This window comes from Rhodoferax sp. EU05-FHT12H12, assembly GCF_058791215.1.
This window is the reverse complement of sequence record NZ_JBYTDI010000001.1, coordinates 241,185-254,569: the sequence shown is the minus strand read 5'-3', so window position 1 is coordinate 254,569 and position 13,385 is coordinate 241,185. Positions and strand designations below refer to the sequence as shown.

General features: G+C 63.6%; 17 protein-coding genes. 7 read left to right on the top strand and 10 right to left on the bottom strand.

Annotated elements, in window-relative coordinates:
- Positions 1-5: 5 nt before the first annotated feature.
- Both AC3WS7_RS01175 and AC3WS7_RS01170 read left to right on the top strand, forming a co-directional pair.
- On the top strand, positions 6-395 hold the full coding sequence (locus AC3WS7_RS01175; RefSeq protein ID WP_492655092.1) for a hypothetical protein: 390 nt from the start codon (positions 6-8) through the stop codon (positions 393-395).
- The gene (locus AC3WS7_RS01170) at positions 392-883 is read left to right on the top strand and encodes a hypothetical protein (RefSeq protein ID WP_492655091.1); all 492 of its coding nucleotides are present in this window, start codon (positions 392-394) and stop codon (positions 881-883) included. The genes AC3WS7_RS01175 and AC3WS7_RS01170 overlap by 4 nt, the downstream gene beginning before the upstream one ends.
- 208 nt (positions 884-1,091) lie before the next feature.
- On the opposite strand, the gene AC3WS7_RS01165 is transcribed toward AC3WS7_RS01170, so the two are convergent.
- On the bottom strand, positions 1,092-1,580 hold the full coding sequence (locus AC3WS7_RS01165; protein ID WP_296470707.1) for a MarR family winged helix-turn-helix transcriptional regulator: 489 nt from the start codon (positions 1,578-1,580) through the stop codon (positions 1,092-1,094).
- A 61-nt stretch (positions 1,581-1,641) separates the two neighbouring features.
- Complete coding sequence (locus tag AC3WS7_RS01160) at positions 1,642-2,394, bottom strand: 4-hydroxy-tetrahydrodipicolinate reductase (protein ID WP_492655090.1); 753 nt, start codon at positions 2,392-2,394, stop codon at positions 1,642-1,644.
- A 92-nt stretch (positions 2,395-2,486) separates the two neighbouring features.
- Here AC3WS7_RS01160 and AC3WS7_RS01155 point away from each other — a divergent pair, with 92 nt between their 5' ends.
- Positions 2,487-3,818, top strand: a complete 1,332-nt coding sequence (locus AC3WS7_RS01155; protein WP_492655089.1) for a chloride channel protein — start codon at positions 2,487-2,489, stop codon at positions 3,816-3,818.
- 9 nt (positions 3,819-3,827) lie between these two features.
- Complete coding sequence (locus tag AC3WS7_RS01150) at positions 3,828-4,340, top strand: universal stress protein (RefSeq protein ID WP_492655088.1); 513 nt, start codon at positions 3,828-3,830, stop codon at positions 4,338-4,340.
- Positions 4,341-4,435: 95 nt separating this feature from the next.
- On the opposite strand, the gene AC3WS7_RS01145 is transcribed toward AC3WS7_RS01150, so the two are convergent.
- From AC3WS7_RS01145 to AC3WS7_RS01130, 4 genes are all read right to left on the bottom strand, one after another.
- The gene (locus tag AC3WS7_RS01145) at positions 4,436-5,512 is read right to left on the bottom strand and encodes an alkene reductase (RefSeq protein ID WP_492655087.1); all 1,077 of its coding nucleotides are present in this window, start codon (positions 5,510-5,512) and stop codon (positions 4,436-4,438) included.
- Between the two features lie 20 nt (positions 5,513-5,532).
- A complete protein-coding gene (locus AC3WS7_RS01140; RefSeq protein WP_492655086.1) occupies positions 5,533-6,237 on the bottom strand; it encodes an SDR family oxidoreductase in 705 nt (234 codons plus the stop codon).
- Between the two features lie 86 nt (positions 6,238-6,323).
- Positions 6,324-7,325 (bottom strand): NADP-dependent oxidoreductase, encoded by a 1,002-nt coding sequence (locus AC3WS7_RS01135; protein WP_492655085.1) that lies wholly within the window; start codon positions 7,323-7,325, stop codon positions 6,324-6,326.
- A 107-nt stretch (positions 7,326-7,432) separates the two neighbouring features.
- Complete coding sequence (locus tag AC3WS7_RS01130) at positions 7,433-8,038, bottom strand: TetR/AcrR family transcriptional regulator (protein ID WP_492655084.1); 606 nt, start codon at positions 8,036-8,038, stop codon at positions 7,433-7,435.
- Positions 8,039-8,255: 217 nt separating this feature from the next.
- Here AC3WS7_RS01130 and cadR point away from each other — a divergent pair, with 217 nt between their 5' ends.
- Complete coding sequence (gene cadR, locus AC3WS7_RS01125; protein ID WP_296470737.1) at positions 8,256-8,726, top strand: Cd(II)/Pb(II)-responsive transcriptional regulator; 471 nt, start codon at positions 8,256-8,258, stop codon at positions 8,724-8,726.
- On the opposite strand, the gene AC3WS7_RS01120 is transcribed toward cadR, so the two are convergent.
- The 4 genes from AC3WS7_RS01120 to AC3WS7_RS01105 all read right to left on the bottom strand — a co-directional run bounded on the left by AC3WS7_RS01120 (position 8,727) and on the right by AC3WS7_RS01105 (position 10,940).
- On the bottom strand, positions 8,727-9,719 hold the full coding sequence (locus AC3WS7_RS01120) for an aldo/keto reductase (RefSeq protein WP_296470740.1): 993 nt from the start codon (positions 9,717-9,719) through the stop codon (positions 8,727-8,729).
- Entirely contained in the window at positions 9,716-10,180 is a 465-nt protein-coding gene (ybgC, locus tag AC3WS7_RS01115) for a tol-pal system-associated acyl-CoA thioesterase (RefSeq protein WP_296470743.1), read from the bottom strand. Before ybgC ends, AC3WS7_RS01120 begins: the two co-directional genes overlap by 4 nt.
- Complete coding sequence (locus AC3WS7_RS01110) at positions 10,177-10,644, bottom strand: SRPBCC family protein (protein WP_492655083.1); 468 nt, start codon at positions 10,642-10,644, stop codon at positions 10,177-10,179. The genes ybgC and AC3WS7_RS01110 overlap by 4 nt, the downstream gene beginning before the upstream one ends.
- A 110-nt stretch (positions 10,645-10,754) precedes the next feature.
- Positions 10,755-10,940, bottom strand: a complete 186-nt coding sequence (locus tag AC3WS7_RS01105) for a hypothetical protein (protein ID WP_296470749.1) — start codon at positions 10,938-10,940, stop codon at positions 10,755-10,757.
- A 67-nt stretch (positions 10,941-11,007) separates the two neighbouring features.
- Here AC3WS7_RS01105 and AC3WS7_RS01100 point away from each other — a divergent pair, with 67 nt between their 5' ends.
- Positions 11,008-12,198, top strand: a complete 1,191-nt coding sequence (locus AC3WS7_RS01100; protein WP_492655082.1) for a tetratricopeptide repeat protein — start codon at positions 11,008-11,010, stop codon at positions 12,196-12,198.
- Positions 12,195-13,331: a HupE/UreJ family protein gene (locus AC3WS7_RS01095; protein ID WP_492655081.1), complete on the top strand. Its 1,137-nt coding sequence runs from the start codon at positions 12,195-12,197 to the stop codon at positions 13,329-13,331. The genes AC3WS7_RS01100 and AC3WS7_RS01095 overlap by 4 nt, the downstream gene beginning before the upstream one ends.
- Positions 13,332-13,385 lie beyond the last annotated feature (54 nt).

Below are 13,385 nucleotides of genomic sequence, written 5' to 3'. Positions count from 1 at the left end.
GCACCATGCTGCACCCGCTTTTTCACCTGATCGCCACGCAGCCGCAACTGCTGGGGGACCATGCACAGGCCTATGGCGAACTGATCGGGACCGAACTGGCCACGCAGGCAGCGGCCCTGAAACGCCGCACTCTGCTGGGTGCACTGGCGCTGTGCCTGCTGGGTGTGGCCACCGTACTGGCCGGCGTGGCGCTGATGCTGTGGGTCACACTGGTGCCCGCACCACCGCAGGCCACTCTCTGGGTGCTGGCGCTGGTGCCCGGCATTCCTGCGCTGCTGGCCCTGGTGTGCGGCCTGCTGGCGCGCGCGCCCAGCAACGCTACCGACCCCGCTTTTGCCGAACTGCGCCGCCAGGTGCAGGCCGACATGGCCCTGCTGCGCGGACTGGGCGCATGAGCGCGCCCCCACCGCTCACCCCGGCAGAGCGCCTGGCCCTGTCGCGCGAACGTTTGCGTATCGCTCTGAGCCACAGCGGGGCACGCGCTGGGGTCCGTTCTGCCACGTCGGCCCCCGGCCTGCTCGACATTCTGAAAACCGCCCTGCCCGGCGCCAGCGTGCTGATTGACACACTGAGTCAATGGTGGGCGCGCCACCCCCTGCATTCCAGTGGTGTGTTGGCCGGCAGCGTGGTGCAGACTTTTTTGCGCCCGGCGGCGCAGCGCCACCCCGTAGCCCTGGTGGCAGGCGCCATGGTGCTGGGCGCTGCGCTGGCCTTCAGCCGCCCATGGCGCTGGGCACTCAAACCCCACCTGCTCAGCGCCCTGGGCCCAGCCCTGCTGTCCAGTGTGCTGGCCTCTGCCGCCGTGCAGTCGTGGATTGCAGCCGCCCTGGCCAAAGAGGAACCCGCATCTGACGCGGCGAGCAACAGCGCCCGAACCAACTGAGCACGCACCACGGCACCCTCTGGATAGCGCCGTGTCGTGTGCAGTTCCGCTATTTAATTGATAGCTGCTTACGCAAACTTCACGGGGGCTACAGGCATTTTTTACACTTAAGTAAGGGGGCTTGGTTTGCTGGTAGTTGCGGCGTCAGGGGCACTGGGCAGGTTTCGACGGCGGACTCAACCGGTCGATGCAACACATTCGCTGAACTTTAAAGGTGTGCCAGCGGAATGCTGCCAGCGTCCTCGTCCGCTGCAAGCAGCAGCACCAGTTTTTCCAGGTCACGGTTCAGGTTGGATAGGGTTGCTTCGTCCAACTGCCGCAGCGCGTCGGGCAGCACGCCCTCAAACGGGCCAGGCATCTTCTTGAGCGCCTTCTTGCCTTCGGGCGTCACACGCAGCTCCACCACACGTTTGTCGTGCTCGGACTTGAGCATGGTGATCAGCTCTTTCTTGAGCAAGACCTTGATCAGATTGCTGGCGGTGGACTGGTGAATGTCCATGCGTGTGGCAATCTCCCCCACGCCCAGACCCGGGTGTTTGTGGATCAGGCTCATCGCCCACACCTGGGCGCCCCCCAGGCCCGTGTCTTTCTCCACTTGCCGAAAGTGCGTGCGCACCGCGTTGAACACCACCCGAAACTGCCGCAAGGCCAGCGCGGCAGGTTCGGCGGAGTTGGCAGATGGTTTGGAGACTTGCATGGACACACCGGACTGTGGAGGGTGCCCGGATCATAAATCGCCCTGGCACGTCGGCCGCTGACTAGCCCTCAGCCCCGGCCAGCAATTGCGCGCGCACGCGCTTCATCAACAAATCGTCGAAAGTGTAGAAACCAAGCGGGCCATGGCGTAGCTCGTTCAACGCAAACGCCGCCCCGGTGCCAAAGGCCTCGCGCTTGATGGAGTCGTGGATCAGCCGCACCGTCTGGTAGGGGAACCCAAAAATCACCTCGTGGTGCCCCACGATGCCACCTAGGCGCATGGAAGTGATCTTGTCACCGCCCACGTCCAGGCTCTCGGCGATCTTCTTGGCCGTGCCGGACACCTCGGGCTTATCCCTGAAGTGCTGCTCCAAAATCTCCACATCGGCAAACGGCGCAATCTCGCGCAGCAAGCGCGCGGCCATGATGAGGAAATTGATGCCTACCGTGATGTTGGGTGAGCACAGCACCCGCGCCTGCGCCCCCAGCGACCGGATGTAGGCCAGCTGTGCTTCGTCATACGACGAAATCGCCGTCACCAGCGTCAGCCCGCGGCGCTTCACCTCCTCCCCATACACCGCTGCCGACGCCGCGTTCGAAAAATCCACCAGTGCATCCACCGGGTGTTGGTCCAGCCAATGGGCCAGGCTGGCTTTGGTGAGCGCAGACACGGGAATGCGGGTACCACCCAGCACCACCGATGCGGGCTGGCCACTGCGTGTGGCCACCCACGCCAGCGTATAGCGCGGGTCCTCGCTCAGCACCTGCGCCACCGCACTGCCCGCCTTGCCGTATCCAATCAGTCCTACTTTCATCGGTGTCTCCTCGGGTTGTTGGCCTTGCAAATACATTTGTTCAAATATAACAAAATACATTTGTATCAATGTATGATTTGCAAAACACACCCATGGGCAGCCAGACAATGCGACCCCACCCCCACATCTATTCGGCCTTCCGCAACGAGCTGTACGACACGCACCTCTGGCGGGGCCGCGCCCTCTTCATTGCCTTTGCCGCGCTGGCCGGGCTCACCGTGGTGGCCTTCACCTGGCTCAGCGAACACGCGCTGGCCCTGTTCTTCCGGGTACAAGCTAGCCATTGGTGGGCGCCCCTGCTGTGGACGCCCCTCAGCGCCGCCGCCATCGTGTGGGTGACGCGGCGCTACGCGCCGGGCGCTGCGGGCTCTGGCATTCCCCAGGTGATGGCGGCACAAGATGCGTCCGTCACCGAAGGCACGCGTGGCCTGTTTGTGTCGCTGCGCCTGGCGCTGGCCAAGATGCTGCTCACCGCCTGGGGCCTGCTGGGCGGCCTGTCACTGGGGCGTGAGGGACCCTCGGTGCAAATTGCGGCCGGTGTCATGCACAGCGTGCGCCGCTGGCTGCCCAAGCGCTCGCAGATCAGCGAACACAGTCTGCTGGTGGCGGGCGGCGCGGCGGGCATTGCGGCGGCCTTCAACACCCCGCTGGGCGGCGTAATGTTTGCCATCGAGGAGCTGACCCGCAAGCCCGAGCAGCGCAACCACGGCCTCACGATCGCCGCCATCGTGCTGGCCGGGCTGATGGGCATCTCGGCCTATGGCAACGGCAGCTACTTTGGCATCATCCGGGTGGAAGGGTTTGGCTGGGCCACGCTGTTGCCCGGTGTGTTCGTCTCGCTGGCCTGCGGCCTGCTCGGTGGCCTGTTCGCGCGCCTGCTGGTGGTGTCACTGGCTGGCCATTCACCAGACTGGTTCAGCGCACAGCGCAAGGCGCGACCCGTGGCCTTTGCCGCAGCATGCGGCTTCAGCATTGCCATCATCGGCGTGGTAACGGCGGGTGACACCTTTGGCAGCGGCTACACGCACACCAAGACATCACTGGAGAACTCCGGCGACACCAGCTCTCTGTATGTGTTGCTCAAGTTCGTTACCACCTGGCTCACCGCCTGGGCCGGTGTGCCGGGCGGCATCTTCGCGCCCTCGCTGGCCCTTGGCGGTGCCGTGGGTGGTGACGTGGCGCAGTGGATGGCCTACACCAACCCACCCACCCTTATCGCCCTGGGCATGGCCGCCTTTCTGGCCGCCGTCACCCAGGCCCCGCTCACCGCCTTCATCATCGTGATGGAGATGGTGGACGGCCATGCCCTGGTGCTGAGCCTCATGGCCAGCGCCCTGCTGGCCAGCGCCGTCTCGCGCCTCATCAGCGCGCCCTTGTATGCATCGCTGGCCGAGCTGCAGCTCTTGCGCCTGCCTAAAGCCTGAGGTTTCGCCATGATCCGCAAAATCCTTGTCGTGGTGGACGACAGATCCGTCACCCTATCCGCCATCGACCAAGCCATCGAAATGGCACAGCTTCACCGCGCTGACATTTTTTTCTTGGGTGTGCTGCCCCACTACGACTACCCGGCGGTGGACATGCTCCCTGTGGCCAATATGCCGACCGAAGCCTTTCAAGCCAAGGCCGCCGAAGAGGCCTCACGTCTGCTGGCTGCCGCCAGCGCCTGGGCCGAGCGCTGCGGGGTCCACAGCCACCGGGCTACGTCCACCGCGCCCGACGCGGCCCACGCGGCAGCCGACGCCGCGGTCAAACGCCACTGCGATTTGATCGTGGTGGGCACCGAAGAACACAACGCGGTGGTGCGCTTGCTCAGTGGCAGCATAGTTCCGGGGCTGATATCCAAGGCCACCGTGCCTGTGCTGGTCTGCCGGGAACGCCCCCTGCGCGCCAAACGCAACAGCCACCTGCGTCGCCCCCCCCGCGTTTTAGGCGGGGACCTCGGGTGAAATTGCTACGCTATTGGTAGCTGTTCACGCAATATCCACGGGCTGTCCAACTGGTCCGGTGATGCGTGTTGACCGTGGGCACCATGCGGTCATGGTCAAGCCCTGAGGGTTGGGTAGTCGGTATAGCCCTGGGGGCCGGGCGTGTAGCAGGTGGACATGTCCACGGCGTTCAGCTCCGCTTTGACCCGCAGCCGCTCCACCAAATCGGGGTTCGCAATAAATGGGCGGGCAAAGGCGATCAGGTCCGCGTGGCCAGCACCCAGTGCAGTCTGGGCCGTGGATTTGTCAAAGCCCCCCGCAAGAATGAACAAGCCGTTGAACGCGACGCGAAGCCGGAACTTGAACTCGGCAGGCACCGCCGGAGCGCCCATGGCGGAATGGTCCAAAAGGTGCACATACAAAATGCCCAGCTCCGCCAATTGTTCCGTCAGCGCCAGGTACTGCGCCTCGAGCTCCGGATAGGCACCGGTACTGTTGACCACTCCATAAGGCGACAAGCGGATGCCCACGCGGTGGGCACCGATGGCCGCGACCGTGGCGCGAACGACCTCCAGCGCAAAGCGGTTGCGCCCCTGGATGCTGCCCCCATACCCGTCTACCCGCTGGTTCACCTGGGCGTTCAGAAACTGCTCCATCAAATACCCGTTGGCGGCATGCAGCTCAACGCCGTCAAATCCGGCCTCGATGGCGAGCTGGGCCGATCGTGCGTACTCGGCGACCGCAAGGGCGATGTCGTCGGCCGTCATGGCACGTGGGGTGCTGTGCGCTTGCATGCCCTGGGTGTCGGTGTACATCTCACCGGGGCAGGCAACGGCCATGGGCCCCATCACCTCTGCGCCTGCGGGCAGGTTGGCTGCGTGGCTCACGCGCCCGGTGTGCATGAGCTGGACGAAAATCTTGCCGCCTTTGGCATGCACGGCATCGGTGACCTGCCTCCATCCCGCCACATGCGCCTGGTTGAAGAGCCCCGGAATGCGGGCATAGCCCAGGCCATTGGGCGACGGCGAAGTGCCCTCGGTGATGATCAAGCCGGCGGAGGCACGCTGGGCGTAGTACTCGGCCATCAGGGCATTGGGCGTGTTGGAATCCACCGCGCGGCTGCGCGTCATGGGCGCCATGACGACGCGGTTGCCGAGCTCCAGGGCCAGTGTGGAGAGTGAGGTGAACAACATGGAGATCTTCCTGCGGTGGCTTATTGGGCTTGGGGCAGGTAGACCGGGCGTGGTGCTGTCAGGCCCTGGCGAACCTGCTGCGTCAGCACGTCGGCCAATACCTCGTCGACGCCCTCCTCCAGCCCGTCCAGCGCACGCTGGACGATGTCTTCGGCACTGCTCTTGGGAACCTCGAAGCCCCGCGTGAGATCGGTGTCCACGTAGGCCATGTGCAGACCGACCACCTGGGTTTGTTGCGCGGCCAGCTCGTGGCGCAAGGCATTGGTCAACGACCAGGCCGCGGACTTGCTGGCCGAGTAGGCGGCCAACTCGCCCCCGTTCACCCACGACGCAATCGACAACACATTGAGCAAGGCGCCGCCGCCATTGGCCTTGAGCACCGGCGCAAAGGCCTTGCTCATGTTCAGCACGCCAAAGACATTGGTTTCAAAGATACGGCGTGTCACAGCGTCGCTGTCAGCAGCCAAAAACCCGCCAGGCTGCGCGATGCCCGCGTTGTTGATGACCAGCGTCACGTCCGAAGCGCGCTGAACAGCAGCGGCGATTTCCTGCGGGTTGGTAACGTCGAGCTGCAAGGCCTGGACACCCGGCAGCGTCACGCTGGCGGGATTGCGCGCGGCAGCGTAGACCTTGCGTGCGCCACGGGCGAGCAAGGCTTGCGCAAAAGCCAGACCGATGCCACGGTTAGCGCCAGTGACAAGAACAACAGAATTTTCGATTTTCATAAGGACTCCAGAGGGTTAACTAGGAAATACGCATGACGAACGTCATACAAAAAGACACGCCTTTGCGTGCAAGGCAATGTCACGACTCAACGCACCTTGATCACCACCTTGCCCTTGGCACGTCCGCTTTCGACGTAGGCCAAGGCCTCGTTGGTGGCATCAAACGGGAATACTTTGTCGATGACCGGGCGTATGGCACCCGACTCGATCAGCGCGGTGATTTGCCGCAGCTGGCTGCCGCTGGCTTTCATGAAGAGAAATGAGTAGCCCACATGGAGGCGTTTGGCTTTTCTTTGGGTGCCAAAGCTCAGGGCACGCAAGACCTGCTTCACCAACCATGGCGCTTTTATTTCTTCTGCAAATGCAAGGTCAGGAGGACCAGAGATGGAGATGAGTTGGCCACCCGGTTTGAGCACACCCAGCGACTTCTCCAGCGTCTTGCCGTCCTGGCTATTCAGTACCGCGTCGTAGTCACTCAAGATCGTTTCAAACGCATCTTTTTTGTAGTCCACCACCACATCCGCGCCCAGGTCTTTGACCCACGCCACATTGCCCGTGCCGGTGGTGGTGGCCACGCCGGCGCCCAGGTGCTTGGCCAACTGGATGGCAAACGTGCCCACACCACCGGAACCAGCCTGGATGAAAACCTTCTGTCCTTTTTTGAGCTTGGCCTTCTCGACCAGAGCCTGCCACGCCGTCAGGCCTACCAACGGAATGGAGGCGGCCTCCTCCATGCTGAGGTTGCGTGGCTTGAGCGCCACCGAGTCTTCTTTGACAGCGACAAACTCCGCGAAGGTACCGATGCGGAAATCATCCGGTCGGGAGTACACCTCGTCGCCGGGTTTGAAGTGACGCACGCGCGGGCCGACACGCACCACCACGCCGGCGACGTCATGCCCCAGCACAAAGGGTGTGCGGTACGAAAGGATGAGTTTGAACTCACCGCTGCGAATTTTGGAGTCCAGCAGATTGACGCCCGTGGCATGCACCTCAATCAGGACCTCGTCATCGCGCAGTACAGGCTCTGGCACATCGGTGGCCCGCAAGCTCTCTTTTTTTCCGTAGCGATCCACGGTGAATGCTTTCATGGCTTTCCTCTTTTCAAACGGTCAGTGGTTGGAGAGCAAGAGTTCGATTGACAAAACAATTTGGCATGACGATCATCATATTTAAAGGCAAAAAAAAGCCAAGTGGCTTAGGCCCCGGCAGGGGCCAGGCTTGTCAAGGTGGCGCTGCAAAACGCGTCAGACAAGGCGGAGTCATCGACCGCGCGCGCCAGCATCAGGGTGCCCACCATCGTGGCCACCGTCACCAGTGCGCGCTCGTGCGCACTGGGTTGGCCCCAATCTGGAAACTGGCGGGCGACCAGGTCAATCATTTCTTTGATACGCAGTGTGGCAGCACGCCGCACCTCGGGCGTCTGGCGCGGCATTTCAGAGCCCAAGGCGGAAATGGGACACCCCGTCTCGATGCTTGCAAGATGCTCTTTCGAGAGATAAACCTGCATCAGCGCTTGCAGAGACTGCTCGGGAGGTACCGCGGCAATCACACGCGCCGCGATGGCGTTGGATTCCGCACCCGCACGGTCGGCCGCCTCGGCCAACATGGCTTCACGGGACGCGAAATGGGCGTAGAACGCACCATGCGTGAGGCCCGCTTCTTTCATGATGTCGGCAACGCCCGTGCCGTCATACCCACTACGCCGGATAGCCCGTGCAGCGGCGCTCACGATGCGCTCGTGGGAGGCCTCTTTGGCAGCGGTTCGAATATTGACGGGCGATTTTCGCATGATGCGCATCATACAACATATTTCCCGATACACAAACCTGCTAACGGCCACCATCTGCTGCACGTGCTGGACAAAAAATTCGAGAAAGGCGCGCGTGCGCAACGGCAGAAACCGCCTGCCGGGAAGGGATCCATCTTCCTCTTCAAAAAGCCACCCAATGACCATCCACCAGACCGGAAGACCCTGTATCAACTACAGTGTCTAACCCTGCATGAAAGATGAGTTGACAATGAAAATCGGTGAACTGGCCAAGGCCACCGGCACACAGGTAGAGACCGTGCGTTACTACGAACGCGAGGGCCTGCTGCCCACGCCGCTGCGCACCGAAGGCAACTACCGCATTTACGGTGCCAACCACATCGAGCGGCTGTCCTTCATCCGCCATTGCCGCTCCCTGGACATGACTCTGGACGAAATCCGCACGCTGCTGGGCTTCAAAGATGCGCCCGAAGACAACTGCGCACAGGTCAACGCGCTGCTGGACGAACACATCGGCCATGTGGCCCAGCGCATCCAGGAATTGCGCGCACTGGAGCAGCAGCTCAAAACCCTGCGCGAACAGTGTCTGGTGACACAGGAAGCCGCGCACTGCGGCATCTTGAATGAGCTGTCGGCAACGGCCCGTGCCCAACCGGCGCAGGCACCCCGAGCGCCGGGCCATGTGCACGGCAGCCACGCCCGGGGGCAGCGGGCGCGCTAACTACTCAATCCCCACCATGCCCGCATCCGGGTAGCGCGCCCCGGCCACCTTGTCGGGGGAGAACATCTGGTCCAGCTCGGCCACCTCGTTGGCACTCAGCCTGAGCTCGGTGGCCGCAGCGTTTTGCTCCAGGTAGGCAATGCGCCGTGTGCCGGGGATGGGCAGCACATGCGGGTGTTTGTGCAACAGCCAGGCCAGCGCGATCTGCGCATTGCTGGCCCCACGTGCCGCGGCAAAGCGTCCCAGGGCGTCCACCAGCAGGCGGTTGGCAGCTTCGGCATCACCGTTGATGCGCGGCAGGATTTTGCGAAAGTCGTTGTTGGCCAATGCCGTGGTGTCCAGCGTGCCGGTGAGGAAGGCGCGGCCCAACGGACTGTAGGCCACAAAGCTGGTGCCCAGCTCGGCGCAGGTCTGCAGCAGTTCTTGCTCGGGTTCGCGCGCCCACAGCGAATATTCACTCTGCACCGCCGCAATCGGGTGCACCGCATGGGCCCGGCGCAAGCTGCTGGCTGACACCTCGGACAGGCCAATCTGCCGCACCTTGCCGGCCTGCACCAGCTCGGCCATGGCACCCACCATGTCTTCCATCGGCACCTCCGGGTTACGCCGGTGGCAGTAGTACAGGTCGATGGTGTCTACCTGCAGGCGACGCAACGAGGCCTCGCAGGCGCTGCGGATGTAAGCCGGCGTGTTGTCGATGCGGCGCTCGTATTGCCCCTCCTGGCGCACGATGCCAAATTTGGTGGCGATGACCAGTTGTTGGCGCAGCGCCGACCCGCCTTGGGCGATGAAGCGGCCCAGCAAACTTTCGTTGTGGCCGAAGCCGTAGGTGTCTGCCGTGTCCCAGAAGTTGATGCCCAGCTCCAGCGCGCGCTGCAAGGTTTGCAGCGACTGTGTGTCATCACTGGCGCCATAGAACTCGCTCATGCCCATGCAACCCAGCCCCAGGGCGGCTACGGGGGTGTGGGCCTGGCCCAGGGTGCGATGTTTCATGCGGATGTCCTGTCAATAGTGGAACTGGGGACGGCACCAATGGCTTGCAGCACTTGCGCCGGTATGCGTCGGGGCTTGAGGGTATCGGCCTGCACGCAGCCAATGCGAATGCGGCCCTGGGCCAGCAGCGTGTCGCCACGCCAGGCCTCTTGCACCAGCACCATGCTGGCAGCGCCCTGCTCAGCCACTTGCACCCCCACAGCGATCAGGTCGTCCAGCTTGGCCGGAGCCAGGTAGCGCATCTGCACCTCGGCCACCACAAACATGGCGCCGGTTTCGTCGCGCAGGGACTGCTGGCCCACGCCGGCTGCGCGCAGCCACTCGGTGCGGGCACGCTCAAAGAACTTCAGGTAGTTGGCATAGAACACCACACCGCCGGCGTCGGTGTCTTCCCAGTAGATGCGAATGGGAAAGGCGTTGGGGAGTTGGGGCCCGGCACCCGGGTTGGCAAGAGCACTCACAGCGTTTGCGCCAGCGCTAGCAGTTGGTCGGTGGCCGCGCCCCAACCCACATGAAAGCCCATGGCCTCATGCTGGGCCTTGTCATCGGCGCTCCAGTGCAGCGCACGTGCGATGTAGCGCGTGTGGCCCTCAGCGGTATCTTGCAGCGTGATCTCACCCACCATAAACGGCTTGGCCGGCACCCAGCCCGCCTGGAAAGCATCGGTAAACACCAATTTATGCTCCGCTACCAGCTCCAGAAACACGCCTTCGTTGGGTACCTGCTCGCCGTTGGGGCCCGCCATGTGGGTGAAAAAGCGCCCGCCACTGCGCAGTTCCATGACCGCTTCGCTCACGCCCCAAGGTTTGGGGCCAAACCACTGCACCAAGAGCGCAGGCTCGGTCCAGCAGCGCCAGACTTTGGAACGCGAGACAGGAAGGGTGCGCTCCAGCGTGAGGGCGTGTTCGGCAGTGGCAATGGGCATGGCGGGGCTCCTGGGTTTTGGCCGCAGTGTAGCGGACCCCGCCGCCCGGCCCGGGCATAAAAAAAGCGGGCCGCCAAGCCCGCTTTTTAGGGGGAAGAAAACCCGCAGGTTTACTTCTTTTTCTCCATCATCTTCTTGCATTCCGCCTTCATCTTGTCGTCCGCTTTTTTCTCGTCCATCTTTTTGCATTCTTCCATTTTCTTGTCGTCCATCGCCCCCCCGTGGGAGGCAGCGAATGCACTGAAAGACAGGGTGGCAAAGGCGGCGGCAATTACAACTGACAGTAGCTTGTTCATGGGTAAACTCCAATGACTCGATGGTTAGCTGCCACCACAATAGGTGACAACTCACTCTACAACACCCATGGAAATCGTTTGGTTGACAGGTTCATACCGCACTAGGGTTTTCACGGGTGCCGCCGCCAGCCTACTGCTTGCGCTGGCCGGCGCAGCTCTGGCAGAACCCTACACCCCGCGCAGCGACACCCAGGTGCTGGAGAAACTGCCCACACGCCCCACCGATACCACGGCCCGCGAGCTGGCCGCGCTGCGTGCCGCCTTGGCCCAGTCCCCCAACGAGGCACAAGGGGTAAGCGACTTGGCCCGGCGCTACTTTGCACTGGCCGCCGCCCGGGGAGATCCGCGTTACGTCGGTTACGCCGAGGCGGTGGTAGGCCGTTTTGTCGGCCCCCTGACACCCGATCTGCTCACCTTGCGCGGCATGCTGCGCCAGTACCGCCACGACTTTGCCGGAGCGCTACAGGACTTCGCCAGTGCGCTGCAACGGGACCCGGACTACGCGGTGGCCCACGCCTGGCGCGGTGCCATTTTTTTGGTGCAGGCAGACTACCAGGCCGCACGCCAGGAATGCACAGCCCTGCAGCGCCTGGGGCGGGAGGCACTGGCCGGTGGCTGCCTGGGCTTGGCCCAGGCCTACGGCGGGCAACTGGAGGCGGGCTACGCCACCTTGCAAAACGCACTGCAGCTCAGCCGTGATGCGGGCAACCGCCTGTGGCTGCTTACCCGCCTGGGCGAAGTAGCTGCCTGGCAAGGCCATACGGCCAAGGCCCGCGCACACTACCAAGAAGCCCTGGCGCTAGGTCGGGACGATGTGTACCTGCTGGCGGCGTGGTCCGACTTTCTGCTGGACAACGGACAGACCGCCGACGTGGTGAAGCTGCTGGCCAACTGGGAGACTGCCGACAGCCTGCTGCTGCGCCTGGCCGAGGCTGAAGCGGCCCTCCATTTACCTGCAGCGGAACGCCACCAAGACATGCTGCGCGACCGGTTTAGCGCAGCCCGCGCACGCGGTGACACCACCCACCGCGCCGAAGAAGCCCGTTTTGAGCTGGTGCTGCGCAAAGCCCCACGCACCGCACTGCGCCTAGCACAAGAGAACTACGCCATCCAACGCGAACCCCGCGACGCCCGCGTGCTGCTGGAAGCAGCCCAGGCAGCCCAAGACCCGGCTGGCGCCCAAGCCGCGCGCGACTGGTTGGCGCGCAGCGGCTTTGAAGACAGGCGCCTGCTCCGTCTGGCGGAAGGAAAGCCATGAACTGGCGAACCCTTTGGCACGTTGGCCTGAGCGCCCTGTTGCTGTGCGCCCTGCCCGCCTGGGCCCACAAGGCCAGTGACAGCTACCTGGTGCTCCAGGTCAGCGGCGCAGAGGTGTCGGGCCAATGGGACATTGCCTTGCGCGATATCGACTTTGCTTTGGGGTTGGATGCCGACGGCAACGGCGACATCACCTGGGGCGAGCTGCGTGCCCGCCACGCTGACATTGCGGCCTGGGCCACCAGCGCGCTCACACTGGAGCGCGGTGGTACCTGCCCGCTGCAGGTCACCCAACACCAGGTGGACACCCACACCGATGGCGCCTATGCCGTGCTCACCCTGCAAGGCCAGTGCCCCGCAGCGAAGGGCGATCTGGCCCTGCACTACCGCCTGCTGTTTGAGCAGGACGCGTTGCACCGCGGCCTGCTGCGGCTGGAGCTGGACGGATTGACCCACTCCGCCGTGCTGGCCCCGGACACCGCACAACAGCGCTTTGCCGTGGGCGATGCATCGCGCCTGACACAGTTTGGCCAGTTTCTGGTGCAAGGCGTCTGGCACATCTGGATCGGGTTTGACCACATCCTGTTCTTGCTCTCGCTGCTACTGCCCGTGGTGCTGGTGCGCCGGGCGGGTGTGTGGCAGGGTGTGGGCCGCTTTCGCGATGCACTGCGTGAGGTGCTGTGGGTGGTCACCGCGTTCACGGCAGCCCACTCCATCACGCTGTCGCTGGCGGGGCTGCGTGTGGTGGAGCTGCCTTCGCGCTGGGTGGAGTCGGCGATTGCGCTCTCCGTCGTACTGGCGGCGGCGAACAACCTGTGGCCGGTGGTGGGTGAGCGGCGCTGGATGGTGGCCTTTGGTTTTGGCCTGATTCATGGCTTTGGCTTCGCCAGCGTGCTGGCCGAGCTGGGCCTGCCGCAAGAGACGCTGGTGCTGAGCCTGGTCGGCTTCAACCTGGGTGTGGAGGTGGGGCAACTGGCCATCGTGGCGGTGTTTTTGCCCCTGATCTTTTGGCTGCGCAACACCCCCGCGTACCGCCGTGGCATCTTTGTGGGCGGCTCGCTGCTCACCATGGCGATTGCCCTGGTCTGGCTGGCAGAGCGGACGCTGGACCTGCGACTGATCAGCGCCTCGTGAACCAGGGGGCAGTACAACTGCCCTGCTTGGACAACGCCCCCTGGCGATGCACTG